This window comes from Polynucleobacter sp. JS-Mosq-20-D10 (assembly GCF_018687755.1).
Taxonomy (GTDB): Bacteria; Pseudomonadota; Gammaproteobacteria; order Burkholderiales; family Burkholderiaceae; genus Polynucleobacter.
In genome coordinates this window covers 694,574-720,882 of the sequence record NZ_CP061305.1, presented here as the reverse complement: position 1 = coordinate 720,882, position 26,309 = coordinate 694,574, and the positions used below count along the sequence as shown (strand labels likewise).

The window sequence follows — 26,309 nt, the reverse complement described above, 5'->3', positions numbered from 1 at the left end:
AATTAATCTCTAGCTTGCAGAGCTTTCGGAATTACCCTCAGCCTGAGGCGTCAAAATAGTTGGATAAGAAACTGCCCAAGTACCTGGGTAATCACGGCTGTAATGCAGCCCCCTACTCTCTCTACGCATTAAAGCTGATCTCACAATGAGTTCCGCGCACTCCAACAAATTGCGAAGCTCAATTAAGTCGCGTGTTACTTTAAAGTTAGCGTAATACTCTTGTACCTCATATCGCAAGAGCTTAATGCGATGTAATGCTCGCTCCAAGCGTCGATTAGTTCTCACGATACCGACATAGTTCCACATCAATGAACGCAGCTCATCCCAATTATGGGCAATTACCACCTGTTCATCTGCATCCTCTACTTGACTCTCATCCCAGAGTGGGAGCTTTGGCATTGCTGGCGCTTTTAATGCAGAAATATCTGCAGCAGCAGCTTTGCCAATAACGATGCACTCCAATAAGGAATTACTTGCCAAGCGATTAGCGCCATGCAGCCCAGTGTAGGTAGCCTCACCTACCGCATACAGACCAGGCAAATCAGTACGCCCTTTGAGATCAGTCACAACTCCACCACAGGTATAGTGCGCTGCTGGTACTACAGGTATTGGCTCTTGAGTAATGTCTAGCCCCAAACTCATACAGCGCGCATAGATCATTGGGAAATGCTCTTTGATAAAAGCTTCACCTAAATGAGTGGCATCGAGATGCACGTAATCAAGACCATGCTTTTTCATCTCAAAGTCGATTGCCCTAGCAACAATGTCACGAGGAGCCAACTCATTGCGCTCATCATGCTCGGGCATAAAGCGAGTGCCATTGGGGAGCTTGAGCAAACCACCCTCACCACGCATCGCCTCAGTAATTAAAAAGGTTCTATCGCTCGGGTGATACAAACACGTTGGGTGGAACTGAATAAATTCCATATTACCGACACGGCAACCTGCGCGCCAGGCCATAGCGATACCATCACCTGTCGCGGTGTCCGGATTGCTGGTGTACTTATAAACCTTGCCAACACCGCCGGTAGCCAATACCACTGACTTGGCTTCAATCGTTTCTACACGATTATTTTTAATATCGAGAGCATACACGCCATAACAACGATTCGGCTTGGCGCGTTGCGTCTTTGCATCTAATTGACGATTAGTAATCAGATCTAAAGCAATCCAATGCTCTAGTAATTGAATATTTTGATGATCTCGTGCTTTATCTAATAGCACCTCATGAATAGCCTTACCAGTAGCATCCGCAACGTGTGCGATCCGACGCTGACTATGACCACCTTCACGCGTTAGATGCAAACCCATGGGACCAGTCTCATCGGCGGTAAACGGAACGCCCTGTTCAACTAGCCAACGAATCGCTTCAGCGCTTTCTTCAGCGATATATCGAGCAGTAGACTCTACCACGAGTCCTGCGCCAGCATCTAAGGTATCGGTAACATGAGAATCAACACTGTCATGCACTTTATCGACCACTCCAACAATGCCACCTTGAGCCCAAGCAGTTGCAGCCTCACCCAGACCGCGCTTGGCCATCACAATAACCGGCTGCGTCTCTGCCATATGCAGCGCAACGGTTAGACCTGCTAGACCCGCTCCAATAATTAGGACGGGTAATTCTGCTTTGGTATCAGATGGAGGGGTTTGGGGTTTTGAACTAGCCATGACTGATTCTAAAGGGCAATCGCTAAAGATATATTTTAAGAGATTTAAAACAACAAAGCCCCTGATCAGGGGGCTTTGTTAGGTTTTGCAAAATAGCTTAGGAAGTGAGTTCAGGCTGCTGCCTACTAGGGTCATTAGTTCCATAACCCATCACTAGAGCAGCCTGACCACCTTTGGCGAGCTTGACCGCACAGTACTTAAATTCTGGAATCTTGCCAAATGGATCTAAGGCAGAGTTGGTGATGAGGTTGGCTGCAGCCTCATAGTATGCAAACGGAATGAAGATCACACCACGCGGAGTGCCATCATCTCGACGAACGTGGATAGCCACTTCGCCACGACGGGACTGAACCGTAATCACATCACCAGCAGATACGCCTAACTGCGTCATATCTTCACCATGCATGGACACAGTAGCCATCGGCTCAATCGCATCCAAGACAGTTGCACGGCGCGTCATACTGCCGGTATGCCAATGCTCTAACTGACGTCCTGTAATCAGCACAAAAGGATACTCCGCATCTGGGCGCTCGTTTGCGGGAATGATATCGGCTGGCACTAACTTCACTCTGCCATCTTTGGTATCAAACTTGTCATCAAACACAATGGGTCGACCTGGATCTTCAGCAGATAAACATGGGTAAGTCACGCTAGACTCTTTTTCTAGACGCTCCCACGTAATACCATTAATGGCCGCATGCATTGCTTGACGCATCTCGTCATACACCTCTGCAACACCGTCATCAGCACCTTGGTAATTCCAGTTCAGGCCCATGCGCTTAGCAATTTGCTGAATGATCCACAGATCAGGCTTAGCGTCTCCCGGGGGGTTAATCGCTTTCTTGCCCATCTGCACCATACGATCCGTATTGCTGGCAGTACCGACCTTCTCAGGCCATGCGCTCGCTGGCAATACTACGTCTGCTAGGAGCGCGGTCTCGGTCATAAAAATATCTTGTACAACCAATAGGTCCAAAGAAGCTAAAGCATGACGGGCATGATTCAGGTCGGGATCGCTCATCGCAGGATTCTCGCCTTCAACATACATGCCACGAATCTTGTCTGGATCACTATCCGGTGCGGTGATCTTATGCATGATCTCCACTACGGTGTAACCAGGCTTCTTATCTAATGGGGTATTCCAAAACTTCTCAAACCACGCATGCGCTTCTGGATTGTCTACGCGCTGGTAGTTCGGGAACATCATCGGAATTAATCCCGCATCACTTGCGCCCTGTACGTTATTTTGTCCGCGCAGTGGATGCAAGCCAGAACCAGGTTTACCAATTTGGCCAGTAATGCTGACCAAGGCAATTAAACAACGGGCGTTATCAGTACCGTGAACGTGCTGACTAATTCCCATACCCCACAAAATCATGGCAGATTTAGTTGTCGCAAATTCTCTGGCAACCTCACGCAAGGTTTCCGCTGGAATACCGCAGATTGGAGCCATTGCTTCAGGGCTATAGCCCTTGATATTTTCTTTGAGTGCTTCAAAGTTATTAGAGCGATTCTGGATAAAGTCCTTATCAACTAGCCCCTCTTCAATTACGGTGAAGATCAAGGCATTGAGCATAGCAACGTCAGTATCTGGCTTGAACTGCATCGTACGCCAGGCATGCTTACTAATTTCGGTCGAACGTGGATCGCACAATACAATTTTTGCGCCTCGTTTAGCAGCATTCTTAAACCAGGTAGCAGCAACGGGATGGTTTGCTGTTGGATTTGAACCGATCAAGAAAATAAGGCTTGAGTGCTCAACATCGTTTACTTGGTTGCTAACGGCACCCGAACCAACGCCCTCAAGCAATGCAGCCACAGAAGATGCATGGCAAAGGCGTGTGCAATGGTCAACGTTATTACTACCAAAACCAGTACGAACCAGTTTTTGGAATAAGTAAGCCTCTTCATTGCTGCCTTTTGCAGAGCCAAAGCCTGCAAGCACCTTATTGCCATATTGATCCTTCAGCTTTTTGAGGCCACCACCAGCAAGCTCCAAAGCCTCTTCCCAAGTAGCCTCACGGAAGATATCGGACCAATCTTGCTTACCTTCTAATAAAGCTTCATCTTTAGCAACGCCCGCCCTACGAATCAGCGGCTTAGTTAAGCGCTGTGGATTATGGATGTAGTCCATACCAAAGCGACCTTTAACGCAGAGACGATTGTGGTTGGCCGGGCCATCACGACCTTCTACGCTGACAATTTTTTCATCTTTAACGTTGTAAGTAATCTGGCAGCCTACACCGCAGAAAGGGCATACTGAATCTACCTTGCGGTCAACCGTTTGCGAGCCAATTAATCCCTTAGGCATTAATGCACCCGTTGGGCAAGCCTGCACACACTCACCACAGGCAACGCAAGTGCTATCACCCATTGGGTCATTCAGATCAAATACGATCTCGCTATGAGAACCGCGCATTGCGTAGCCGATCACGTCATTAACCTGCTCTTCACGACAAGCGCGCACGCAACGATTACATTGAATACAGGCGTCTAGGTTCACTGCCATCGCTGGGTGAGATATGTCATGACTCACTTTTTCACGACGTAATGCTTTGAGCTCTGGTCGAACGGTGACATCTAAGCGTGCAGCCCAAGTGCTCAATTCGCCATGTTGATTTTTTTGCTCTTCTTCTTTGCTGTCTCCTACCCACTTAAATCCTTCATCGGGCATATCGGATAACAACATTTCTAAGACAAGTTTTTGACTCTTCAGTGCACGCTCACTATTAGCCTTCACTTCCATACCAGGCGTAGCACTTCTGCAGCAACTTGGTGCCAAGGTACGTTCACCATTGATCTCCACTACACACGCGCGGCAATTACCATCAGCGCGATAACCATCTTTAAAACACAGATGAGGAATATCGATCCCGTGGCGCTTAGCGGCCTTGAGAATAGTCTCGCCTTCGTAAGAAACGATGGTTTGACCGTCTAGCCTGAACTCAACGGTTTGCAATTCAAGCTCTTTAGGATTTACTGGTGCGTTCATATTTGTCTCGTTTTTCCCTTGTTTTTTTGCCTGCTAATTAAGCAACTTCTTCTGGGAAATATTTTGCAATACAGCGAATTGGATTGGGTGCAGCTTGACCTAGGCCGCATATAGAAGCGTCAACCATCACAGTTGCTAAGTCCTCTAAAGTATTTTGATCCCAAGATGGCGACTGCATTAACTTGGCAGCCTTGCTTGTACCTACACGACATGGCGTACATTGACCGCAGCTCTCATGCTCAAAGAAGTGCATGACATTGAGCGCCATATCACGCGCTTTGTCTTTGTCACCAAACACCATCACCGCAGCAGAGCCAATGAAACAGCCATAAGGCTGCAAGGTATCGAAGTCAAGTGGAATGTCATTCATGGTTGCTGGCAAGATACCGCCTGAAGCACCACCGGGTAAATAGCCGTAGAACTTGTGGCCATCTTGCATGCCGCCACAATACTCGTCAATCAACTCCTGAATCGTAATTCCAGCTGGGGCTAGCTTCACACCCGGGTTTTTAACTCGACCGCTAACGCTGAAGCTACGCAAGCCTTTACGATCATGACGACCAAAAGAACTAAACCACTCTGGACCACGCTGAACAATGTCGCGAACCCAATAGAGAGTTTCAAAGTTATGTTCGAGCGTTGGACGACCAAACAATCCAACTTGAGCGATATACGGAGGACGCATACGGGGCTCACCGCGCTTACCTTCGATACTTTCAATCATGGCAGATTCTTCGCCGCAAATATATGCACCTGCACCACGACGTAACTCAATCAGCGGCAATTTAAATGGAGGGTTTGCCATGAGCTTAGCTAACTCCACTTCGAGTAATTCACGGCAACCATGGTACTCATCGCGTAGGTAAATGTAGCAAGCATCAATACCCACTACATTGGCAGCAATTAACATGCCTTCTAAGAAGCGATGTGGATCACGCTCCAAATATGTGCGATCTTTAAATGTGCCTGGCTCACCTTCGTCAATGTTCACTGCCATCAATTTTGGAGCGACTTGATCTCTCACAATGCGCCACTTACGTCCCGCTGGGAAGCCCGCACCACCAAGGCCGCGAAGTCCCGAGCTTTCCATGATCTTGACAATGCTCTCGCTATCTTTTTTACCTTCAATAATTTCTTTTGCTAAGGCGTAACCGCCTTGTGCGCGATAGGACTCGTAGCCCACATAGTCCGGTGAAACCGCTTGATTGTCACCTTGCGGAGATACGCCCTGTTCAGCGAAAGCTGCAGGATCAAAACTTGCACTGTCCTTCGCCATTGGCTGGGTAGTCAGATTATTTTTGACTGCGGCTGCGACCTTATCCGTAGTTGCAAACAATACTGGGTACTGATGTACAACTGCTATTGGAGCCTGCTCACAACGACCCACGCATGGAGCAGCCTCTACCTTAATCTTAGGGTTGCCTAGAATTACCGGCAACTTTGCTAGTAGATTTTGCGCGCCAGCCAGTTCACAGGCGATACCATCACAGACACGTAGAGTGATGTCTGCCACTGGATCATTGCCACGTACCACTTCAAAGTGGTGATAGAAAGTAGCCACTTCGTAAACTTCTGCCATCGGCAAATTCATTTCTTTTGCCAAAGCAACTAAATGACGATCATGCAAAGCGCGGTATTCATCATTGAGCTTGTGTAAATTTTCAATTAGCAAATCGCGACGATCAACTGCAACACCAATTAACTGGCGAACCTCTGCCAAGGACACATCGTCTGCTTGACGCCCTTTGAGTTTGCTCTTGCGACGAATGGTTTCCCTTAAATCATCTGCAGTTGCTACAGCAACAGCCTTGACTTCAGACGAGGGTTTTGGGTGATTCATAGTTTTAATCTCTAATTTCTAGTCGCAATAATGATGCTATTTTTTATGTCTACAGCTACGCTTAAGAAGGCCCAAATTGGCAAGAAACAACTTAGCTCGCTCTAAATAGGAAATTCCCAAGATCAAGGATGATTTTGGGTTATTTCTACACTCAAGTCCTTGACGGCGCTCAAGTGAATTTAATTAGGGTAAACCCTATTAAATGACTGATGGGGAGGGCTTGCTACCGGGGGGCGGAGAGTAATCCAGTTTGCGCTCGTAAACACGCGCCTTAAAGCAATCGTTGTAGCCCTTGCTGCCAATTTGCCAACCTATAGAAGTACAGTCATCTTGGGCTGCTGACTCAATAGAGCCGCATCCCGCTAAGGCAATGGTGGTAATAGAAACAAGGGTGGCTAAGGGGCGTAATGTTGTTGAATTCATACTCTAAGTCTACTGGATTCCTGGTTCCAAGTTAAGGGAAAGTGAGTACTTGTTGAATTACAGCCAAGTCAGTAACAATGCATGGAAGCAAGATTGCAGCTACAAAGATAAATTCATTAGGAGATCATGATGCAAACAACCTTAAAACAAGTTCTAGCAATTGCCTTTTCGCTGACTATTGCCCTGCTTTCAATCAACACCCATGCTCAAGCACAAGCGGGCTATACCGATTTAATCGATGGCGTCAGCCTAGACGGTTGGAACATTATTGGCAGCGCGAATTGGGTCATTGGCAAAGGAATAGTTGAAGGGAATAAGCCGTCTGGATTTCTGGTGAGCAGTAAAAGTTATCGGAACTTTATTATTCGCGCTGAATTTTGGGCTGAATCCAACACCAATAGTGGAATTTTTATTCGCTGCCAGGATCCCAATAAAGTCACCGCTGGAAATGCTTATGAAATTAATATCTGGGATACGCGTCCGGGACAGGAATACTCCACCGGTGCCATTGTTGATATTGCCAAGGTCAACCCAATTCACAAAGCAGGTGGGCGCTGGAACACCATGGAAATTACGGCCAATGGACCTCAGCTCAAAGTAATGATGAATGGAGTACTCACTGTTACAGATGCCAGAGATAGTAAGTTCTCCGAGGGGTCCATTGCCCTTCAGTCCGCCGGCGGCATCATCAAATTTAGGAAGCTACAAATCAAGCCAATCTAGATCATCTCTAGACAGATCCATCAAAGCGGCCACCTCAAATGAGGTGGCTCTTTTTTTACTTAAGCAGCAGGTGGAAACCCAACCTGTTGTTGCCAGCTATTGTTAAACACATGAATAACCGGCTGTTCATAGACTCCTGCTTTGGTAAATGGCTCATCCGCTAGCCAAGCCTCAACATCTGCCTTACTAGGAAAATCCATCACCAACAAGCTGCCCACTGTCGTTTTGCCATCTTCCGATGTGAGTGGGCCAGCAAAGGCCATCTTGTCTGCAAACTTACCCAAGTAAGCGCGATGCTCGGGTCGCACTTGAATACGTAATTCTGCGGTACCAGGACGATCCATTAAAAGGATTGCAAAGATCATGTTTTCTCCACATTAGCTCTAAAACATCCATCTTACGGCAAGCAGAAAAAGAAAAAACCGCCCGAAGGCGGTTTCTCGTGCAAAGCCATTAAAACGAATTAAGCAGCTTTACGGCTTTTAACAGCTGGCTTAGCTACTGCGTATTGGCCTTGAAAGTTAGCCATTGCAGCATCAACACTTTTCTCAAAGTTTGCATAAGCATCAGTTGCTGAAGCGCGAACTTGGTCAAACTGTTGGAGTGAAGTTTCAAATACAGTTTTGAATGCAGATACAAATGCCTCAGAACCAGCAGGAGCTGTCTTAGTAGCTTCCTTAACAAACTTAACCATATCAGCGCGTGCGTCATCGATAGATGCGTCAACTACTTGAACAACTTCTTTGTTGCTGTTACGCACAACTTTGTTTACCTTAGCTTGGTAAGCAGCAGCGTACTTAGCAGCTTCTTGTGCAGTTTCTGGCTGAGCCAATTTTGCCAATTGTTGTGCATCTTTAATTGCCAACAATTGAGCGCTTGCATCTTGAGCGACAACTAAAGCATCCTTAGCAGCAGCTTGGTTGATTTCAGCTAATTCTTTTGCGCTTTCAACAGCTACTTGGGCTAAGAACTTAGCGTTTTCAACAGCTTTAGTTTGAGCTTGTGTCATTTGGTCGTTTAATTGATTCTGGAACATGAGATTTTCCTAACTTTTATAAAATTGATAAATGTATTGCAATGCACCATTCTAAGAAGTTTTTTATTGCAGTGCAAGATTTATTTGCGGCAACGCAACAGAAATATCAAAAACCCCTTTTTTTGATTAAAAACAGGGGGTTGAATATCAAAATGATTTAGCTTGAGATGGTTTCTTAGGGCAAAAATCAAGAAAAAGCAAAGAAAAAACCACCCGAAGGTGGCTTCAGACTACTGGCGGAAGAGGCGGGATTCGAACCCGCGGTAGGCTATTAACCTACGCACGCTTTCCAGGCGTGTGACTTAAACCGCTCATCCACCCTTCCGTACAACCGTTGATTATACGTTTGCCAGAAGGGTCTGCCTCTAAAAGCGCAATTAACTACTTAAACAGACTCTTTGAGCTGATCCAAAATCGCTGGATTTTCCAGAGTCGAGGTGTCTTGAGTCACCTCTTCACCTTTAGCGATCACACGCAGCAAGCGGCGCATGATCTTGCCAGAACGAGTTTTAGGTAAGTTATCACCAAAGCGAACGTCCTTTGGTTTAGCGATCGGGCCGATCTCCTTGCCTACCCAGTTCCGCAACTCAGTTGCAATCTTCTTGGCTTCATCACCTGTTGGGCGTCCGCCCTTCAGAACCACGAATACGCAAATTGCTTCACCAGTCAACTCATCTGGACGACCCACTACTGCAGCTTCAGCAACTAAGGGATTGGCAACCAAGCAAGATTCGATTTCCATCGTACCCATGCGGTGACCGGAGACATTCAATACATCGTCGATACGGCCCGTAATCGTGAAGTAGCCAGTATCTTTATTGCGGATTGCGCCGTCACCTGCCAGATACAAAGTGCCACCCAACTCCTCCGGGAAATAAGACTTCACGAAGCGATCGGGATCACCCCAGATCGTACGAATCATGGAGGGCCATGGACGCTTCACAACCAAAATACCGCCATGACCATTTGGAACGTCTGCACCCACTTCATCCACAATCGCCGCCTGAATACCTGGCAATGGCAACGTGCATGAACCTGGAATCATGGGGGTTGCACCTGGCAATGGTGAAATCATGTGACCACCAGTTTCGGTTTGCCAAAAGGTATCTGCGATTGGGCAACGTGAGCCACCCACATTCTCGTAGTACCACATCCACGCTTCTGGATTAATCGGCTCACCGACTGAACCCAAGAGACGCAAGGAAGATAAATCATAGCTCTTGGGATGCACTGCTTGATCATTGCTCGATGCTTTGATTAATGAACGAATCGCCGTTGGAGCGGTATAGAAGATGGTTGCCTTGTGTTTTTGGATCATGTCCCAGAAACGACCCGCATTGGGGTAGGTTGGAACACCCTCAAACACAATCTCAGTAGCGCCAACTGCGAGTGGGCCGTAGGTAATATAGGAGTGACCTGTTACCCAGCCGATATCGGCAGTACACCAGAAGACGTCATTTGGTTTGATATCAAAAGTCCACTTCATTGTGAGAATTGCCCACAAGAGGTAGCCACCAGTAGAGTGTTGAACGCCCTTAGGCTTACCTGTCGAGCCAGAGGTATACAAAATAAATAGTGGGTGCTCAGCGCTGACCCACTCTGGCTCGCAAGTAGTGGATTCATTAGCTACGATTTCTTGCATCCAAACATCACGGCCAGCTGTCATGGTGACATCATTACCGGTGCGTTTGTTGACGATCACATGCTTCACATTGGGACACTCGCCAGTGGACAGAGCCTCATCACATATTGCCTTCAAGGGCAATGATTTGCCGCCGCGGAACTGTCCGTCAGCGGTAATCACGGCTACGGCACCAACGTCAATGATTCGATCGCGCAGTGCTTGAGCAGAAAATCCACCGAACACAACCGAGTGAATTGCGCCGATACGAGCACACGCCTGCATTGCGACAACTCCTTCGATCGTCATCGCCATGTAAATGATGACGCGGTCACCAGACTGAATGCCCATTTTGCGAAGTGCATTTGCCATTTTGCAAACACGTTCTAGCAACTCTTGATAAGTTACATTGGTAACAGATCCATCATCCGCTTCAAAAATAATCGCAGTCTTATTGCCAAGGCCATTTTCAACTTGGCGATCTAAACAGTTGTAGGAAGCATTGGTAGTGCCATCTTCAAACCATTTGTAGAAAGGCGCTTTGGATTCATCAAGGGCTTTAGTAAAGGGCTTTTTCCAGAAGACATTTTCTTTAGCAAGGCGACTCCAAAAACCGTCGTAATCATTGTTAGCTTCGGCACAGAGCTTGTTGTAAGCGTCCATTCCGGGAATAGCGGCGGACTTAATGAAGTCTGCAGGCGGGTTAAATACGCGGTTTTCTTGCATCAATGGTTCCATGCTTTACAGCCCTTCTATTCAATAATCAGTCGTCTTTTTCTGCAAAAATAGCGCAGGATTAGGGAAACGCATCCCCAAGAGCTAATAAGATAAGTGAAAACACGCTAGATTTGCTCTATGGCAAACCCTTAAAATAGATTAAACCTTGCATAATTAAGCTTATAACCATGACAAATATCAAACAAAACGACCTAATCCAGAGTGTGGCAGATGCCTTCCAATTCATCTCTTACTATCACCCCAAAGACTTCATTTCCGCTATGGGCAGAGCTTACGAGCTTGAGCAAGGTGCCGCAGCGAAGGATGCGATTGCGCAGATTTTGACCAATAGCCGGATGTGTGCAGAAGGTCACCGTCCAATGTGTCAAGACACTGGTATTGCAGTCGTTTTTCTCAAGATTGGTATGAATGTTCAGTGGGGCGATGCCACCATGAGCGTCTCTGAAATGGTGAACGAAGGTGTTCGTCGCGCTTATATGAACCCGGATAACCCACTACGCGCATCCGTTTTGACTGATCCAGCAGGTAAGCGCAAAAACACAGGTGATAACACCCCGGCGGTTATTCATTATGAAATCGTCCCAGGCGATGATGTTGAAGTCATTTGCGCTGCCAAAGGTGGCGGCTCTGAGAACAAAGCTAAGATGGTCATGCTTAACCCCTCTGATTCGATCGTCGATTGGGTAGTCAAGACCGTCCCGACGATGGGAGCAGGCTGGTGCCCTCCCGGCATTTTAGGCATCGGTATTGGCGGAACGCCTGAGAAAGCCATGCTAATGGCAAAAGAGTCCTTGATGGGCCCAGTAGATATTCAAGAATTAATCGCACGCGGCGCGAAGACTCGTGCCGAAGAGCTGCGCTTAGAGATCTACGAGAAGGTGAATAAGCTCGGGATTGGGGCACAAGGCCTAGGTGGTTTGGCCACTGTGCTCGATATCAAAATTATGGAGTACCCAACGCATGCAGCTTCATTGCCAGTAGCGATGATTCCAAACTGTGCTGCAACCCGCCACGTACATTTCCACTTGCATGGCGATGGCCCAGCGATATTAGAAAAACCATCCTTATCTGATTGGCCAGATGTGACTTGGACTCCAGACACTAAAAAATCCAAGCGCGTGAACTTGGATACTTTGACTGCTGAAGAAGTGGCTGACTGGAAAGCAGGCGAAACACTGCTCCTCAACGGCAAAATTTTGACTGGTCGTGATGCGGCGCATAAGCGCATTGCAGACATGCTGGCTAAAGGCGAGGCATTACCGGTGAGCTTTAAAAACCGCGTGATCTATTACGTTGGTCCAGTAGACCCAGTGGGAGGCGAAGCAGTTGGTCCAGCAGGCCCAACAACCTCAACCCGCATGGATAAGTTCACTGAGATGATGCTGGCTCAAACTGGATTGATCTCCATGATTGGTAAGGCTGAACGTGGCCCCACTGCAATTGAAGCGATCAAAAAGCATCAGTCTGCTTACTTGATGGCCGTTGGTGGCGCCGCCTACTTAGTCTCTAAAGCCATTCAGACGGCGAAGGTCGTGGGTTTTGCTGACCTTGGCATGGAAGCAATTTATGAATTCGATGTCAAAGACATGCCAGTGACAGTAGCGGTCAGTTCTGCCGGCATCTCTATGCATGAGACCGGCCCCAAAGAGTGGCAAGCAAAGATTGCCGGCATTCCAGTCATGATTGCTTGAGTCAATTAGTACGTCATTGATTCATTAAATCAACCGCCCTTAGTTAAGCGACCTAACTTGGCACTCATCGGAGTTTTTGATTCTGGAGTTGGTGGCTTATCAATTTTGGATGAGGCTTTGCGCCAACTTCCTGAGCATGACTATATTTACCTAGCTGATTCCATCAATGCTCCTTATGGAGAGAAGTCTAGTGAGTGGATAGCTTTGCGCAGCATGGAGCTATGCCAATACTTAGCAGCGCAAGGTTGTGATGCCATTATGGTTGCCTGTAACACTGCAACCGCCGAGGCGATTGCGGCTATTCGTAATGAGCTCAGTCATATTCCAATCATCGGCGTAGAGCCTGGTATCAAACCTGCAGCAATGCAGTCCAGTAATGGCATTGTTGGTGTACTTGCAACCGAGGCTACGCTCAAGAGCGGTAAATTTAGCGCTTTACTAGCCACCCTACCCGATTGTCAGTTTGTTAAACAAGCGGGTGCCGGCCTAGTTCCCCTAATTGAAGCGGGCCAAGCTGATGGTGAGCAAACTCTAGAGCTACTTGCCGAACACTTAGAACCCATTCAGGAAGCTGGAGCAGATACGCTTGTTCTAGGGTGCACACACTATCCTTTCTTGCGAAAAGCCATACGTAAACTATTGGGAGACTCAATTAATCTAGTTGATACCAGTGAAGCAGTAGTGCGCCAACTCAAACGAAAATTAGAGGCTCAGGGCAAGCGCTTAGATAATGATGAACATGGCTCTGTTACATTCATCAGCAGTAAGGATGCGCAGACCTTGCATCAAATGGCGTTCGAGCTCATGCAATCAGACCTAGATGAACACAGCATTAAATCTCAGCTAGTGAGCTCATTCACATGAGTACCTTTCTAAATCGGATGAATGCGTATCTACCATTTGATAAGACCGAACGCATCATCATCGGCATTGTTATTGCCTTGCATTTATTATTTTTGATTGGCTTTCAGAGCAGCATGAAGCCTGACAACGATAACAATCAAGATGATGCGCGAGTGATGGCCAATCTGGTGAGTCCTGAGGCTGCCAAACAACCCCAGGCTGCCCCAGCTGCGCCTCCACCAAAACCCAAGCAAGAACAAAAGAAGAAAACTGTGGATGAAAAATCCACGCAGGCACCAACACCTCCACAAACTCAACAACAGGCTCCTACCCCGCCAACACCCCAGCAATCTAAAAGTGAATCACAGGCTCCCAATGCCGCAGTTGCACCCGCAACCACTCCTGGATCCAGTGGCACACCGATTCAGACTGACATTGGTAAACTAGTTGTCGTATATCAACCAGATGCAGATGCTTACTACCCTTCTTTCTCCAAAAGATCTGGGGAGCAAGGTGAAGTGGTGGTGAGACTGATTATTGATGAATCAGGTAGTGTTGAGGATGTTGCCCTATTACGTTCCAGCTCATTTCCAAGATTAGATAGAGCAGCAACCGAGATTGGTCGTCGTTATCGCTTTAAACCATTTTTAGTTAATGGTTCGCCACAAAGAATTTCTACCAACCTTTTAATTAAATTTAATTTAAAGAATTAATATTATGAATACACCATTTGGCTTGGCAAATTTATGGCTCGAGGGCGATGCAGTTACCCGCTTTGTGGCCATCGCACTTCTGATCTGCTCCATTGTGACCTGGGTAATTTTGCTCTCCCGTTTTTGGGTGTTGCGCAATTTACGCAAACTCCAACCTGAGATTAATCAGTTTTGGCGCGCCACTTCCTATGACCAGGGTCTGAATGCATTTACCAGCCATGCAAGTAATCCCTACTTTCAAATTGCTAAAGCGGCAAATGGTGCCTCTACCCATCACCAAAGCCAATCGACTAACCATCGTGAACTTTTGCAAACACTGAACTACTCCGAGTGGATGGCGAGAAGTCTAAAAAACAGTATTGATGGTGTTGCAGCCCAACTCCAAAAAGGACTTACCTTCCTTGGCTCGACCGGCGCAACCGCACCATTTATTGGTTTGTTTGGAACGGTTTGGGGCATCTATCATGCTTTGATCGCAATCAGCAGCTCAGGTAGCGCACAGATTGATCAGGTTGCTGGCCCCATTGGCGAAGCACTCATCATGACTGCTTTAGGCTTGGCTGTAGCGATTCCAGCAGTGTTAGGCTTTAATGCGATTAATCGTGCCAACAGATTATTGGTTGCTGATCTCAATCGCTTTGGCAATGATCTCCTCGCTTACTTTGTTACTGGTGCCCGCGTGAAGTCTGGAGAATAAACATGTCTTTTAATCTTCAGAACGATCAAGAAGAAAGCGGCATCATGGCCGAAATCAACATGACTCCGATGGTGGATGTCATGTTGGTACTCCTGATCATCTTCATCATTACCCTGCCGGTCATTCAGCAGGCGGTGAAGGTTGAGCTGCCGAAAGCCAATAGCGTACGTAATGAAGTAAAGCCAGAGTCAGTTCAACTCTCTATTGATGCTCAGGGTCAAATATTTTGGAATAGCACACCAATTGATTTAAAAACTTTTGATGGCTATGCAGAAAAAGCTGCTCAGAAGGAGCCGCAACCGGAAATCAATTTACGCGCTGATAAGTCAGTGAAATATGAATATGTTGCTCAGGTATTAGCGGCCTCGCGTCGTGCCGGCTTAACGAAGCTGGGGTTTGTAACTGAACCTAATTAAGACTTATTAGCAGCAGTGCATTGCTCTTGATAAGTCTTCGTGCCCTCGCCGAGGGTTGCCGAGAGTATTCCACCTTTAACCGTCTCCGCCTTTCTCATCTGACCCGTTGAGCGATTAATGATGATCACCGTGATTACAGAACCAGCGCCATACTGAATACCATCAAAATTTTCTGGGGGAAATTGTGCTTCCATTGAAATGAGGACTGTGGATTCAGCAATAACAACATTCTTAATGGCTTGCTGACCCAACTCGCTAGCCCGATCTAAATCTCGGTCATCGACAAAGACTTTGGCCTTCTGATTTTTTGAGGCAGCCATGACTTTAAGTTGATAAGTTTCGGTGTAGTTATTTTCCGAACGCTCACAAGTAAAAACTAAGAAATCTGCAGCCAAAACAGGGGCGGCACATAAAAGCAAGGAGAGAAAGTAAAGATATTTCAAGGATGTCTGAAATCAATCGATTGGTGCCCGAGGCCGGAATCGAACCGGCACGACTTTTTTGAGTCGGCAGATTTTAAATCTGCTGTGTCTACCGATTTCACCACTCGGGCTCGCACGAGCAATAAAGCCGCACTAAATAAACCAAGACAAGATAAATTTTAGCATGTGAGCCCTATCGGAGGTGGGAAGCCTGCTTTCATCAAGCCTAGGGTCTAATTTAGGCAAACCCACTAAACTATTCCCATGAAAATATCCACGCCAAACTCAGGTCTTAAATCAGCCTTTAAAGGTATCTTTTGGTTTGGCTCTGCAGCCTTAGTCTTGATCATCGCCGCTGGAACAATCTACCTAAGCTCAGCTCAAACCAATCCTTCTGGCCAGCGGATTATCAAGTCTCTCGGGGATTCTGTTTCGATTACCTTTGATGAGAGTGATATTCCCCATATTCAGGCAAAGAGCTCTACTGATGCACTCTTTGCCTTGGGCTATTTGCATGCTAGCGAACGATCATGGCAAATGGAAATTAATCGCCGACTAGCTAGTGGGCGACTATCCGAACTCCTCGGCAAAGAAACTTTTGCAATTGATCGTTTTATTCGGACTCTCGGTATTAAGCGTGCCGCTGAAAAACAGTTTGATCACTACCCTATTGCCACCAAGAGATTGCTTCAGTCTTATGCGGATGGAGTTAACGCTGGTAATGCCCACTTAGGCTGGGCCCTTCCAGTTGAATACTTTTTAACAGGCTCTAAACCAGGTCACTGGTCACCTACCGATAGCCTCGCCTGGATGTTGATGATGGCGCTTGATCTTGGGGGTAACTGGCATAAAGAACTCCAACGCCTCGAACTCTCACAGTTTTTAACAACCAAGCAAGTATGGGAAGTGATGCCAGCATATACGCTTGGTGAGCCTGTGAGCAATGTTGACTTTGCCAAAATATATCAGGAGCTAAATGTCTTCAATCCAAACCCACTTGCACGAGATCAAAAGTCCAAGAAGCTGCCTGCAACTGAATTGACTATCAATGAGGTGCCAGGCGGCAAGGAAGGTATTGGATCTAATAACTGGGCGCTTAGCGGAAAACTGACGGCCTCTGGCAAGCCCCTGCTGGCAAACGACCCCCATCTAGGCTTATCAGCGCCTGCAATTTGGTATATGGCTCACTTAGAAGCTCCTGGACTGAATGTCATGGGCGCAACCCTTCCCGGTATTCCGGCGGTGGTATTGGGCAGGACCGAAAAGTTTGCCTGGAGCTTTACGAATACTGGCCCTGATGTTCAAGATTTATATATTGAGCAGCTTGATCCGAAAAATCCTGGAGTGTATCGAGGTCCAGACGGCCCGCTACCCTTTAAAGTTCGCCAAGAAATCATCGATATCAAAGGCGAGTCTTCAGTGCGGTTTTTAGTCAAAGAGACTAGGCATGGTCCAGTGATTTCTGAATCTTATGCACGCGCAAAACGTGCCATCGATACCGATCGCTTTGTTTTGTCCTTACGCTGGACAGCGCTAGATATTGAAAATCAGTCCGTTGCTGGCTTGCTGGATATGAATCACGCCAAAGATTTAAATACATTTAAGCAGGCGCTACGCAAAAACTATGCGCCAATGCAAAACGTCGTGATGGCAGATGTAGATGGGAACATTTCGCTTCAAACTACTGGAGTCGCCCCAAAGCGCACTTTGCATCAAGGTTTGTATGGCGTGGCGCCAGCCTTGGGCTGGGAGAAGCAATATGATTGGACTGGCTATGTCCCCTTCGAGCAGCTGCCGAATAGCAATAACCCAGAGACCAATTGGATCGCTACAGCCAACCAGAAAATCTTAGCCAATAATGATCCAAATCCATTGACCGGCGACTGGGATCTACCAACACGCTATGACAGAATTGTGGAGCTCATTAAAGGTAGGTCAACGCATGACTTTGCTTCCATGAAAGCGATGCAAGCAGATACTCTATCTTTGGGCGCCACACCATTATTAGCATCATTTAAATCTGTACAGTCAACACATCCACTGGCTCAACAAGCAATTGAGCTCAGCAAGAACTTTGATGGGGATATGAAAATTGATAGTACTGGCGCACTGATATTTAATGCTTGGGCTGACCAACTCACGCGCAAACTCTTCTCACGCTTAGGATATTTGTTCACAGAGAATTATGGTACCCGCAACTTTAGAAATCCACTGATATTGCAATTACAAAATCCCAATAGCCCTTGGTGCAACGACCCCAAAACTGAACAGGTTGAGAGTTGTGCTGACACTTCGAATGCAGCCTTTGATAAAGCACTTGAGCAACTGAGTTCCCAATTTGGGAGTAACCCTAAAAACTGGGTATGGGGAAACGCGCATATTGCAGTCTCTGAGCATCGCCCTTTAAGCAAGGTGCCACTGCTTGGAAGTTTCTTTAATTTGACGCAGCCATTTCCTGGTGATAGCTTTAGTATCAATGTGGGGCGTCTCGAACTACTCAGATCTGATAATCCCTTTGAAACTAAGCAGGCACCGAGCCTGCGGACGCTTTATGACTTATCAGACTTAGAGCAATCCCTTTTTATTTATCAAGCTGGACAGTCTGGCTGGGTGCAGAACAAGCTTTACCGCAATATGAGTGTGCTCTGGGCTCGAAATGAATATCTTCCCCTGCAAATGAAACCCCAAAAGATCAGCCGACAACTAGATCTCAATATTAAGGAAAAATAAGCTGGGGAGTTTAGAATGTTCCTAAGAGCTCTTTTTAGGTTCAACCTTCTTACTGACAATACTATTTATTATGAAAAAAATATACGTACTCACTCTTTTTACCACCCTCTCCTTACTACCCTTTTCTAGCAGCTTCGCTGAGTGGAAAGAATTAGGATCAAATGCGGTGATGGTGGTGTATGTTGATCTTGATACGATAAGCGCATCAGGCGATAAAGCGCAAATCATGTCAATGCTCGACCTGAAGAGGTCTAGCGTTAATCCAAAAACAAAACAACCTGTTAGCTCAATCATCGGCATCAATGAGTACAACTGCCCAGCCATTAGCTACCGCCCAATCGAATACAAAGAGTTCGCTGGCAACAAAGGTAGCGGTAAAGTAGTTTCAGATAACAAAACTCCCAATAGTGAATTTGAGCCTGTTGTAAGCGAGTCTTGGGCAGCTGGCGTTTTCAACGTTGTTTGCCAGCGCAAATAAACATCCCATTTTGAATGCCTCTCAAAGCAGACCACACCCATCGGGCTGGTCTGTTCTTGGATGCATGGTTCTTTGCCTTAATTTGGGAGGTTGTGCGGCGCCATTACTGGCTTTAGGAGGATCTGCCACTACAGCTGCAAGTTCTGCAGGCTCAGTAGCGGTATCGGCAGCAGCAGCCAACCCTTCAACTGCAGCTAGCGCCATCTCCACTATAACCACTGGTAAATCCCCCTTAGAACACGCCGCCTCTGCGGCTACCAAACAAGATTGCAATTTTCTGAATGCCTTAGGACCAAAGCCGATTTGCTCAGACATACCCATTCCTAAGATCAAAGATATGAGCGAGCCCTACCTAGGTCCAGCAGACAGTATTGCCACCTCCAAATAAGCAGCCTAAAATTACGCCCTAAAAGCCATCTCTACCCCTTTTTAAAGCCATGACTACAGAAAATTACTACCTCACGCTGACCTGCCCCAATAGACCGGGCATTGTTGCCGCTGTTTCAACCTACATCTTTGAATTAGGTGGTGATATTGAGGAAGCGCAGCAATTTGATGACAAGGCTTCTAAACGCTTCTTCATGCGCGTAAGCTTTAGCTGCAGTGCTGATAGCAAATCTCTGAAGGCTGGCTTTGTAGAAATTGCTAAGCGCTTTGACCTCACCTGGGACTTGCGCGCTGTAAAAGATTTAAAGCGAGTGCTGATCATGGCATCTAAGCTAGATCATTGCTTAGTAGATCTTCTCTATCGTTGGCGTATTGGTGAGTTGCCAATGATGATCAGTGGAATTGTTTCCAATCATCCGCGTGAGGTTTACTCCAGTATTGATTTTGCAGATATTCCGTTTTATCACTTACCAGTTACGCCAGAGACAAAGCCAAAGCAAGAAGCGAAGCTCCTAGAAATTGTGGCTGATTCCAAGGTAGACATGGTTATTTTGGCACGCTACATGCAAATTCTGTCGGATGATTTATCCACCAAATTATCCGGACGCTGCATCAATGTTCACCACTCGTTCTTGCCAAGCTTTAAAGGTGCCAAGCCTTACCATCAAGCCCATGCTCGCGGTATTAAGTTGATTGGAGCTACCGCACACTTTGTGACGAGTGATTTAGATGAAGGCCCGATCATTGAACAAGACGTCACTCGCGTTACCCATGGCGATACGCCTGAAGACTTAGTTCGAAAGGGTCGAGATTTAGAGCGCACCGTACTCTCACGCGCCCTGCGCTACTACTTGCATGACCGTGTTTTGATTAATAGTGCAACTTCAGTAGTCTTCTCAGACTAGGTTGCACTCAAGGTCGGACTCCTGGAGTTTCTAAGGGCATGCCTCTGGCTCGCCACATGAGAAATAACTCTAATTGAGCCATCTCTTGCGAGCCGTACTCAAACTGCTGAGCGCGCACCCCACTCATACAGTTGCGTAAACGTCTTTGTAAAGACCCCATGGTCTGCCATTCAATTCGGTAAATTGGGTAAGCAGTTGGGTGCCCCTGAGGAATCAGGCTTCCTCCTAATTTCAAGCCAGCGCGATCTTGATGACATTGAGCGCAAGATAAATTGAGCTGACCCATTCTTTCATTAAAGAACTGACGGCCTTGTTGTAGATCTTTTTTGTTCTGAAGCGTTTCTTGAATGGCGATTGGCAAACCCTTAGATTGGGTTGCCACAAATGTTGTCAAGGCTAAGAGCTCTTTACTCTCATAAGCGAGTAGCGGGGCTTCTTGCTGTGATGTGCGACATTGATTAATTTGCCCCTCCAAGGTCTGTAACTTTCCTTTCTGCATCTTAGGGAACTGTGTTGCTATACCAACCATCTTTTGCCCACTATCGCCATGGCAGGATGCGCAGGATATATTCTTTGTACCGGTTTTTTCTTTCCAGAGACTGTGACCATCCATAACCCAAAATACAGCGGGATTGAGATTAGAGTCATCTTGCATTGCCCGATTCTCTGGTGTCATCAGGTAATAGCTTGATTGCCGAGGATCTTTTGGAGCTTCAAGTGCTTGACTGCAATCTGCCCCAATCAGAATGACTAATGACGGTAATACACGAAGGCAAAAAACAAATAGATTCACGAAACAGTAATTTGCGCTTGATTTACTGCCTCATAGCCACCATCTCCCACCCATTTGAACACGAGCGTGCCAGAGGCTACTGCTACGGTAGTGAAAATGATGAGAGGGTTAGCGCCGATGCCTGGATAGAAATCCGCCCTGAATACTTCCTCGCCGTTGTATTGACAAGTAAAGAGTTGAATGATGTCACGTGGAATTCGCTTACCATCTTCAGTGTATCGATAGCCCGTCTCCATATCATGCTGAGCAATTGCCCGAATCTCAACAATGGCACCTTTTTTTGCTTGGGCTGGCATCGTAATGCCTGTACGGGAGGTCTTGCTCATATCATCTCCGTACAGGCTGAAAGAGTGACTAGCGTATCGGCATACCCTCGAAAAAAGCTGCCGTCACTCATTTGAGCGATAGCCCATACCCGTTGTGAGTCTGCCAACCTCACACGAGTTGTTAACTCAGCGCGGCCAGAGCGGGGTGTGAAATACGCAGTAAACATACTGGGGGATGGATTAGCCTCAGAAATCACATGCACCGCCTTAACGTAGTCATTTGCAGTCATTGGGCTTTCTATAGATAGCTTGAGAACCACCAAGTTACCACTCTCCACCAAAGGTGGAATCACCAACTTCACTCGACCATCAAGAATAGTGTTCGAGCCAGCAATTTTTACGATCGCTTCCATTGCCTCTGGCTTTTTAGCCATCGTCAAACTCGGAGCCATCCAACCGGATAGACCTAAAAGACCCAGCGCAGATAAGTACATTCGCCGACTTAGTTTGATGGGGTTTGAACTCGGATTGAACTTAGTCATATTCATTTCGTAATTTCGGTTAGTTATTGAAGGCTTACTAAAAAAGCCACAACGTCTTCTATCTCTTGGCCAGTAAGAATAGTGTGATCCATAAACTTGGGAGCCACGCGACTCAGACCAGTGGTGCGATAGTACGCCGGCATGATGCTTGATGGATTCAAGCGACCTGGATCAACTAATCGAGCTCGTAATTGAGCTGGGGTGGATTTACCCACGCTAGCAACCAAATCTGGTGCTAGATTGCCCTGAAAGCGTTCCTCGGGAAATGGTCCACTATGGCACAGCAAACATAAACCAACTTGACGGCTAGCCACGATCGCGCGCCCCCTCACAGCATCCCCTGGAGAAGAAGTCAGGGGATTCACAATCGAATCCCCCACCCAGGTTTGAGAGTGCGCTAAGCAAGGCAGGAAAAGAGTCGAGGTCCCTAGCAATAAAGCTGCTAGCGTTCGTCTCATTCCTGCTTGCCTATCATCATTAAACCAACTTAATGCCGCTGTTTTTCAATGGGACTGTGCGCAAGCGCTTGCCTGTGGCACGGTAGATCGCATTGAGAACCGCTGGTGCTGCCACGGCAATCGTTGGCTCTCCAACACCACCCCAATCCTTACCACCACCTTGAATGATGATCGTCTCTACCTTAGGCATCTGAGACAGGCGAATGGAATTGAAGGTATCAAAGTTCTTCTGCACAACCGCGCCCTTCTCGATCGTAATTTCTTCTTCGAAGAGAGCGGATAAGCCGTACACAAACGAACCAGAAACTTGACGAGCAACTTGCGCTGGATTGACTACATAACCAGGGTCGGTTGCAGCCACAATGCGATGAATTTTGACTTCATTCCCATTAGTGACTGATAACTCGCAAGCGGCAGCTACATAACTTCCAAATGAGCGCATTTGGGCGACACCGCGGAAAACACCTGGCTTAGCTGGCTTATTCCAACCAATGCCATCTGCTACGGCATTGAGAACGGCGATTGCACGAGGGAATTTCTCCATATGCTTGCGACGGAATTCCACAGCGTCAACACCGGTAGCTTCAGCCATTTCATCCATAAAGGTTTCCAGGAAGACGGCATTTTGATTGACGTTCACGCCACGCCAGAAACCTGGTGGCACATGGGTATTTCGCATTGCGTGGTCAACCATCAAATTCGGAAAGCTATAGGTAATGCCATGCTCACCCGCAGGATCTAATCCCTGAAACACTACAGGATCTTTACCCTTATTAGCCGCCACTACTGCTGGACGCACTGTTGCCAAAATAGATTGGCCGGACAAACGCATATCTAGGCCAGTAATATTTTTCTTATCGTCAATCGCGGCAGTCATTTTGCACATCATCACTGGGTGATAACGACCCTGCGTCATATCCTCTTCGCGAGTCCAAATCAATTTGATGGGCGTGCCCGGCATTTGCTTGGCGATATTGACAGCCTGAGTTGTGTAATCCTGGAAGGCGCCGCGACGACCAAATCCACCGCCGAGGTTGACCTTATACACATTACATTTTTCTGAAGGCAAGCCTGAAGCAGCAATTACCGCAGCCAAGGATGCTTCACCATCTTGGGTTGGAACCCAAGCTTCGCAAGAATCTGGCGTCCACTTTGCCGTTGCAGTTTGTGGCTCTAGCGTTGCATGGTTTAAGAATGGATAGAAATAGGTTGCCTCAATCTTTTTAGATGCCTTAGCAATCGCCTCCTTAGCATCACCATTGGAGTTGCCTACAAAAGTATCGTTAGCTGTCAGCCCCTCTTCGAGCATTTTCTTAATCGATGCACTAGAAACATCCCCATTGCTACCGTTATCCCAAACAATATTGACGGCATCTAAACCTGTCTTTGCCTGCCAGAAAGTATCAGCAATCACGGCAATCGAAGAATCATTTACTTGAATGACCTTCTTCACCCCTTTGATACTGCTAGCCTTAGTGGCATCGTAGCTTTTGACCTTACCGCCAAATACTGGCGACTCTTTAATAGTGGCAACCAGCATGCCGGGCAACTTGAGGTCAATGGCATAGATTTGCTTGCCGGTGACCTTGTCAGCCGTGCCATCAATACGATTCAATGACTTGCCGATCACAGTCCACTCTTTAGGATCTTTGAGAGCAATCTCCTTTGGCACTTCTAACTGAGATGCAGCAACTGATACTTTTCCAAAAGTAGTTTTGCGACCAGATGGGGTGTGTGTAATAACGCTATCTTTAGCTACGCACTCAGACGCTGGGACATTCCATTGATTAGCTGCAGCCTGAACCAACATGATGCGAGCAGCTGCTCCACCCTTACGAACATACTGCTCAGAAGTACGAATACCGCGACTACCACCAGTGGAGTAGCTACCCCATGCTTGCTTACGCTTGAGACTCTCAGCTGGCGATGGGTACTCGTAAGATACTTTTTTCCAGTCGCACTGTAATTCTTCTGCAACCATTTGGGCTAAGCCAGTAATAGTTCCCTGACCCATCTCCGAGCGGACGATACGCACAACGATGTCATCGTTTGGCTTAATCACCACCCAAACACCAATCTCTGGTGTTGCGAGTGGGGCCATAGCAGTTGTGCCAGTGCCCATAGCAGCATTTGCTGATGAGATGAAGGAGAAGTCAAAGCCAATTGCTAGACCTGTTGCGATAGCGCTTGATCCAACAATAAAGTGGCGACGTGAAGTGTTGGTAGTGTTTGTATTAATAGTTTTTGTCATGATTGCTCCTTATGCCTTGCTCACAGCATGAATAGCATCACGCACTTGTTGGAAGGTTCCGCAGCGGCAGATATTGGTGACCGCAGCATCAATCTGAGCATCAGTTGGTTTTGGGGTGTTGCGCAACAAGGCCGTAGTTGCCATCACCATGCCAGACTGGCAGTAGCCACATTGCGGCACCTGATTGTCAACCCACGCTTTTTGCACTTTAGAGAGCTGGCCATTTTTTTCTAGGCTCTCAATAGTTTCAATCTTCTTACCTACAGCCGCACTCACCGGAATGGCACAACTGCGGATTGCTTGGCCATCAAACAAAACAGTACATGCACCACACTGACCCACACCGCAACCATATTTAGTACCCGTTAATCCAACATGATCACGAATCGCCCACAACAAAGGGGTTTCTGGATCAACATCCACCTTGTACTTTTTACCGTTGACGTTTAAGTCAGCCATGCCCATTCTCCTTAGTGTTTTTTATATCAAGCCTCATCCAAGAGACAAAGACCCTCTTGTTGTAGTGATTATCTTAACGAAGAAATAATTTATTGCTTTGCAACATATATTGCAGAGCAGTAAGATCAAGTCATGATCTCGGGCCTTGTCCAAATCCTTCTCTTTCAAAGCCTGGGTGAGCTTGTCTCCAAATTTGCCCTACCCACCCTCCCTGGTCCCGTGATTGGCTTGGTGCTACTGATTATTTGGCTGGTGCTCCGTAAAGGGATTAATCATGAACTCGCATTGGTGGCCGATGGCTTTAGCCAATACCTTGGCCTCTTATTTGTTCCGGCGGCCGTTGGGGTGGTGCTATTTTTACCCCAACTGAAGGCCAATGCCCTAGCAATCATCAGCGCCTTGGTCGGTAGCGTGATTCTCACCATTGCCACGAGCGCGATAGTGGTCCGCTTTTTGAGCGCAAAGCCAAAAGAGACAGGGCAATGAACGAAAAACACTCGATTGTGGAGATTTGGGTTTATCTCTCGGGCAGCCCTTTATTCGCCCTCTTTATTACTTTGGCGGCCTATCAAGTAGGTCTCTCGATTTATAAAGCTGCCAAACAGAATCCCTTAGCCAACCCAGTAGCAATTGCGATCATTCTGGTCGCCAGCATCATTCAATTTGTTGAAATGCCCTATTCCACCTACTTTGAAGGTGCGCAATTTATTCACTTCTTATTAGGCTCAGCAACCGTCTCCTTAGCCATACCGATCTATAGAGGTTTAAGTAGCCTAAAGGGCCGATCTATTCCTTTGCTAGTCTCTTTAATTGCGGGTGGCTTGGTATCCATTGTGGGCGCAGTAAACATTGCTAAATTACTCGGCGCCGACTCCAGCATTACGGGTGCCATGTATCCCAAATCAGTTACTGCACCTATTGCTATGGGTATTGCTGAGCGTATTGGCGTATCCCCGACCTTAACCGCCATCTTTGCCGTCACTACCGGCATCCTCGGAGCTATTCTGGCCCCCTTTATTCTGAATGCGCTGGGAATGAAAGCGTGGTGGCAGCGTGGTTTTGCTATTGGCATTGGCGCTCACGGCATTGGTACCTCGCGTGCATTTAGCATTCATCCTGAGGCAGGAACTTATGCCAGTCTTGCTATGGGAATGAATGGGGTCATTAGCGCGGTAGCCATCCCCATTCTGTATCACTTATTTAACTAGCATTCT

The 26,309-nt window shown here is 47.1% G+C and carries 26 protein-coding genes and 2 tRNA genes; 11 read left to right on the top strand and 17 right to left on the bottom strand.

Annotated elements, in window-relative coordinates; all coding sequences use genetic code 11:
• Positions 1 to 9: 9 nt before the first annotated feature.
• The 4 genes from nadB to FD967_RS03665 all read right to left on the bottom strand — a co-directional run bounded on the left by nadB (position 10) and on the right by FD967_RS03665 (position 6,926).
• Positions 10 to 1,671 carry an L-aspartate oxidase gene (gene nadB / locus FD967_RS03680; RefSeq protein ID WP_215326782.1) on the bottom strand — a complete coding sequence of 554 codons (1,662 nt, stop codon included), beginning with the start codon at positions 1,669 to 1,671 and terminating at the stop codon, positions 10 to 12.
• A 97-nt stretch (positions 1,672 to 1,768) separates the two neighbouring features.
• Positions 1,769 to 4,663: a formate dehydrogenase subunit alpha gene (gene fdhF, locus FD967_RS03675; protein WP_215326781.1), complete on the bottom strand. Its 2,895-nt coding sequence runs from the start codon at positions 4,661 to 4,663 to the stop codon at positions 1,769 to 1,771.
• 37 nt (positions 4,664 to 4,700) lie between these two features.
• On the bottom strand, positions 4,701 to 6,503 hold the full coding sequence (locus FD967_RS03670; protein WP_215326780.1) for an NADH-ubiquinone oxidoreductase-F iron-sulfur binding region domain-containing protein: 1,803 nt from the start codon (positions 6,501 to 6,503) through the stop codon (positions 4,701 to 4,703).
• Positions 6,504 to 6,701: 198 nt separating this feature from the next.
• Positions 6,702 to 6,926, bottom strand: coding sequence for a hypothetical protein (locus FD967_RS03665; RefSeq protein ID WP_215326779.1), 225 nt, complete (start codon positions 6,924 to 6,926; stop codon positions 6,702 to 6,704).
• A 129-nt stretch (positions 6,927 to 7,055) separates the two neighbouring features.
• Between FD967_RS03665 and FD967_RS03660 the strand changes: the two genes are divergently transcribed.
• Complete coding sequence (locus tag FD967_RS03660; protein WP_215326778.1) at positions 7,056 to 7,649, top strand: DUF1080 domain-containing protein; 594 nt, start codon at positions 7,056 to 7,058, stop codon at positions 7,647 to 7,649.
• Between the two features lie 59 nt (positions 7,650 to 7,708).
• On the opposite strand, the gene FD967_RS03655 is transcribed toward FD967_RS03660, so the two are convergent.
• The 4 genes from FD967_RS03655 to acs all read right to left on the bottom strand — a co-directional run bounded on the left by FD967_RS03655 (position 7,709) and on the right by acs (position 11,044).
• Positions 7,709 to 8,014, bottom strand: coding sequence for a YciI family protein (locus tag FD967_RS03655; RefSeq protein ID WP_215326776.1), 306 nt, complete (start codon positions 8,012 to 8,014; stop codon positions 7,709 to 7,711).
• A 98-nt stretch (positions 8,015 to 8,112) separates the two neighbouring features.
• On the bottom strand, positions 8,113 to 8,685 hold the full coding sequence (locus FD967_RS03650) for a phasin family protein (RefSeq protein ID WP_215326775.1): 573 nt from the start codon (positions 8,683 to 8,685) through the stop codon (positions 8,113 to 8,115).
• Positions 8,686 to 8,919: 234 nt separating this feature from the next.
• Positions 8,920 to 9,010, bottom strand: a tRNA-Ser gene (locus FD967_RS03645).
• 60 nt (positions 9,011 to 9,070) lie between these two features.
• Complete coding sequence (gene acs / locus FD967_RS03640; RefSeq protein ID WP_215326774.1) at positions 9,071 to 11,044, bottom strand: acetate--CoA ligase; 1,974 nt, start codon at positions 11,042 to 11,044, stop codon at positions 9,071 to 9,073.
• A gap of 167 nt (positions 11,045 to 11,211) precedes the next feature.
• On the opposite strand from acs, the gene FD967_RS03635 reads away from it, so the two are divergent.
• Genes FD967_RS03635 through FD967_RS03615 form a run of 5 tightly spaced genes read left to right on the top strand, consistent with a single transcriptional unit; the run spans position 11,212 to position 15,404 of the window.
• The gene (locus FD967_RS03635; RefSeq protein WP_215326773.1) at positions 11,212 to 12,735 is read left to right on the top strand and encodes a fumarate hydratase; all 1,524 of its coding nucleotides are present in this window, start codon (positions 11,212 to 11,214) and stop codon (positions 12,733 to 12,735) included.
• A gap of 57 nt (positions 12,736 to 12,792) precedes the next feature.
• A complete protein-coding gene (gene murI, locus FD967_RS03630) occupies positions 12,793 to 13,599 on the top strand; it encodes a glutamate racemase (protein ID WP_215326772.1) in 807 nt (268 codons plus the stop codon).
• Entirely contained in the window at positions 13,596 to 14,291 is a 696-nt protein-coding gene (locus FD967_RS03625; RefSeq protein ID WP_215326771.1) for an energy transducer TonB, read from the top strand. Before murI ends, FD967_RS03625 begins: the two co-directional genes overlap by 4 nt.
• A gap of 4 nt (positions 14,292 to 14,295) precedes the next feature.
• Complete coding sequence (locus FD967_RS03620; RefSeq protein WP_215326770.1) at positions 14,296 to 14,988, top strand: MotA/TolQ/ExbB proton channel family protein; 693 nt, start codon at positions 14,296 to 14,298, stop codon at positions 14,986 to 14,988.
• 2 nt (positions 14,989 to 14,990) lie between these two features.
• Positions 14,991 to 15,404: a biopolymer transporter ExbD gene (locus FD967_RS03615; RefSeq protein ID WP_215326769.1), complete on the top strand. Its 414-nt coding sequence runs from the start codon at positions 14,991 to 14,993 to the stop codon at positions 15,402 to 15,404.
• On the opposite strand, the gene FD967_RS03610 is transcribed toward FD967_RS03615, so the two are convergent.
• Together FD967_RS03610 and FD967_RS03605 are read right to left on the bottom strand one after the other, a co-directional pair.
• A complete protein-coding gene (locus FD967_RS03610; RefSeq protein ID WP_215326768.1) occupies positions 15,401 to 15,847 on the bottom strand; it encodes a hypothetical protein in 447 nt (148 codons plus the stop codon). The genes FD967_RS03615 and FD967_RS03610 overlap by 4 nt on opposite strands.
• 21 nt (positions 15,848 to 15,868) lie before the next feature.
• Positions 15,869 to 15,957 (bottom strand) — tRNA-Leu (locus FD967_RS03605).
• A 133-nt stretch (positions 15,958 to 16,090) separates the two neighbouring features.
• Between FD967_RS03605 and FD967_RS03600 the strand changes: the two genes are divergently transcribed.
• Together FD967_RS03600 and FD967_RS03595 are read left to right on the top strand one after the other, a co-directional pair.
• A complete protein-coding gene (locus FD967_RS03600) occupies positions 16,091 to 18,556 on the top strand; it encodes a penicillin acylase family protein (protein WP_215326767.1) in 2,466 nt (821 codons plus the stop codon).
• A gap of 70 nt (positions 18,557 to 18,626) precedes the next feature.
• A complete protein-coding gene (locus FD967_RS03595; protein ID WP_215326765.1) occupies positions 18,627 to 19,034 on the top strand; it encodes a surface-adhesin E family protein in 408 nt (135 codons plus the stop codon).
• A gap of 21 nt (positions 19,035 to 19,055) precedes the next feature.
• On the opposite strand, the gene FD967_RS03590 is transcribed toward FD967_RS03595, so the two are convergent.
• Complete coding sequence (locus FD967_RS03590; protein WP_215326764.1) at positions 19,056 to 19,349, bottom strand: hypothetical protein; 294 nt, start codon at positions 19,347 to 19,349, stop codon at positions 19,056 to 19,058.
• 122 nt (positions 19,350 to 19,471) lie between these two features.
• On the opposite strand from FD967_RS03590, the gene purU reads away from it, so the two are divergent.
• Positions 19,472 to 20,326, top strand: coding sequence for a formyltetrahydrofolate deformylase (purU, locus tag FD967_RS03585; protein WP_215326763.1), 855 nt, complete (start codon positions 19,472 to 19,474; stop codon positions 20,324 to 20,326).
• Positions 20,327 to 20,333: 7 nt separating this feature from the next.
• Here the strand turns inward: purU and soxA are convergent, their stop codons facing one another.
• The 6 genes from soxA to FD967_RS03555 are packed head-to-tail and all read right to left on the bottom strand — an operon-like array spanning position 20,334 to position 25,095.
• Positions 20,334 to 21,119: a sulfur oxidation c-type cytochrome SoxA gene (gene soxA, locus FD967_RS03580; protein WP_251369085.1), complete on the bottom strand. Its 786-nt coding sequence runs from the start codon at positions 21,117 to 21,119 to the stop codon at positions 20,334 to 20,336.
• A complete protein-coding gene (locus FD967_RS03575) occupies positions 21,116 to 21,445 on the bottom strand; it encodes a thiosulfate oxidation carrier complex protein SoxZ (protein ID WP_215326762.1) in 330 nt (109 codons plus the stop codon). The genes soxA and FD967_RS03575 overlap by 4 nt, the downstream gene beginning before the upstream one ends.
• Positions 21,442 to 21,927: a SoxY-related AACIE arm protein gene (locus tag FD967_RS03570; protein WP_215326761.1), complete on the bottom strand. Its 486-nt coding sequence runs from the start codon at positions 21,925 to 21,927 to the stop codon at positions 21,442 to 21,444. The genes FD967_RS03575 and FD967_RS03570 overlap by 4 nt, the downstream gene beginning before the upstream one ends.
• Before the next feature lie 23 nt (positions 21,928 to 21,950).
• Positions 21,951 to 22,385 carry a sulfur oxidation c-type cytochrome SoxX gene (gene soxX / locus FD967_RS03565; RefSeq protein WP_215326760.1) on the bottom strand — a complete coding sequence of 145 codons (435 nt, stop codon included), beginning with the start codon at positions 22,383 to 22,385 and terminating at the stop codon, positions 21,951 to 21,953.
• 19 nt (positions 22,386 to 22,404) lie between these two features.
• Positions 22,405 to 24,636 (bottom strand): xanthine dehydrogenase family protein molybdopterin-binding subunit, encoded by a 2,232-nt coding sequence (locus FD967_RS03560; RefSeq protein WP_215326759.1) that lies wholly within the window; start codon positions 24,634 to 24,636, stop codon positions 22,405 to 22,407.
• Between the two features lie 9 nt (positions 24,637 to 24,645).
• Positions 24,646 to 25,095 carry a (2Fe-2S)-binding protein gene (locus tag FD967_RS03555; RefSeq protein WP_215309754.1) on the bottom strand — a complete coding sequence of 150 codons (450 nt, stop codon included), beginning with the start codon at positions 25,093 to 25,095 and terminating at the stop codon, positions 24,646 to 24,648.
• 132 nt (positions 25,096 to 25,227) lie between these two features.
• Here FD967_RS03555 and FD967_RS03550 point away from each other — a divergent pair, with 132 nt between their 5' ends.
• Both FD967_RS03550 and FD967_RS03545 read left to right on the top strand, forming a co-directional pair.
• A complete protein-coding gene (locus tag FD967_RS03550; RefSeq protein ID WP_215309752.1) occupies positions 25,228 to 25,581 on the top strand; it encodes a CidA/LrgA family protein in 354 nt (117 codons plus the stop codon).
• Complete coding sequence (locus FD967_RS03545; protein WP_215326758.1) at positions 25,578 to 26,303, top strand: LrgB family protein; 726 nt, start codon at positions 25,578 to 25,580, stop codon at positions 26,301 to 26,303. Before FD967_RS03550 ends, FD967_RS03545 begins: the two co-directional genes overlap by 4 nt.
• The last annotated feature ends 6 nt before the right edge of the window (positions 26,304 to 26,309 follow it).

Bases quoted from the DNA above. Each gene is read 5' to 3' on its own strand.
- FD967_RS03670 (WP_215326780.1), bottom strand. From the start codon at position 6,503: ATGAATCACCCAAAACCCTCGTCTGAAGTCAAGGCTGTTGCTGTAGCA.
- FD967_RS03590 (WP_215326764.1), bottom strand. From the start codon at position 19,349: ATGTCTGAGCAAATCGGCTTTGGTCCTAAGGCATTCAGAAAATTGCAA.
- FD967_RS03650 (WP_215326775.1), bottom strand. From the start codon at position 8,685: ATGTTCCAGAATCAATTAAACGACCAAATGACACAAGCTCAAACTAAA.
- acs (WP_215326774.1), bottom strand. From the start codon at position 11,044: ATGGAACCATTGATGCAAGAAAACCGCGTATTTAACCCGCCTGCAGAC.
- soxX (WP_215326760.1), bottom strand. From the start codon at position 22,385: ATGAGACGAACGCTAGCAGCTTTATTGCTAGGGACCTCGACTCTTTTC.
- FD967_RS03545 (WP_215326758.1), top strand. From the start codon at position 25,578: ATGAACGAAAAACACTCGATTGTGGAGATTTGGGTTTATCTCTCGGGC.
- FD967_RS03555 (WP_215309754.1), bottom strand. From the start codon at position 25,095: ATGGCTGACTTAAACGTCAACGGTAAAAAGTACAAGGTGGATGTTGAT.
- FD967_RS03635 (WP_215326773.1), top strand. From the start codon at position 11,212: ATGACAAATATCAAACAAAACGACCTAATCCAGAGTGTGGCAGATGCC.
- FD967_RS03665 (WP_215326779.1), bottom strand. From the start codon at position 6,926: ATGAATTCAACAACATTACGCCCCTTAGCCACCCTTGTTTCTATTACC.
- FD967_RS03620 (WP_215326770.1), top strand. From the start codon at position 14,296: ATGAATACACCATTTGGCTTGGCAAATTTATGGCTCGAGGGCGATGCA.
- purU (WP_215326763.1), top strand. From the start codon at position 19,472: ATGACTACAGAAAATTACTACCTCACGCTGACCTGCCCCAATAGACCG.
- FD967_RS03575 (WP_215326762.1), bottom strand. From the start codon at position 21,445: ATGAGCAAGACCTCCCGTACAGGCATTACGATGCCAGCCCAAGCAAAA.
- FD967_RS03550 (WP_215309752.1), top strand. From the start codon at position 25,228: ATGATCTCGGGCCTTGTCCAAATCCTTCTCTTTCAAAGCCTGGGTGAG.
- fdhF (WP_215326781.1), bottom strand. From the start codon at position 4,663: ATGAACGCACCAGTAAATCCTAAAGAGCTTGAATTGCAAACCGTTGAG.
- FD967_RS03560 (WP_215326759.1), bottom strand. From the start codon at position 24,636: ATGACAAAAACTATTAATACAAACACTACCAACACTTCACGTCGCCAC.
- FD967_RS03660 (WP_215326778.1), top strand. From the start codon at position 7,056: ATGCAAACAACCTTAAAACAAGTTCTAGCAATTGCCTTTTCGCTGACT.
- FD967_RS03600 (WP_215326767.1), top strand. From the start codon at position 16,091: ATGAAAATATCCACGCCAAACTCAGGTCTTAAATCAGCCTTTAAAGGT.
- FD967_RS03615 (WP_215326769.1), top strand. From the start codon at position 14,991: ATGTCTTTTAATCTTCAGAACGATCAAGAAGAAAGCGGCATCATGGCC.
- FD967_RS03655 (WP_215326776.1), bottom strand. From the start codon at position 8,014: ATGATCTTTGCAATCCTTTTAATGGATCGTCCTGGTACCGCAGAATTA.
- nadB (WP_215326782.1), bottom strand. From the start codon at position 1,671: ATGGCTAGTTCAAAACCCCAAACCCCTCCATCTGATACCAAAGCAGAA.
- FD967_RS03625 (WP_215326771.1), top strand. From the start codon at position 13,596: ATGAGTACCTTTCTAAATCGGATGAATGCGTATCTACCATTTGATAAG.
- FD967_RS03595 (WP_215326765.1), top strand. From the start codon at position 18,627: ATGAAAAAAATATACGTACTCACTCTTTTTACCACCCTCTCCTTACTA.
- FD967_RS03570 (WP_215326761.1), bottom strand. From the start codon at position 21,927: ATGACTAAGTTCAATCCGAGTTCAAACCCCATCAAACTAAGTCGGCGA.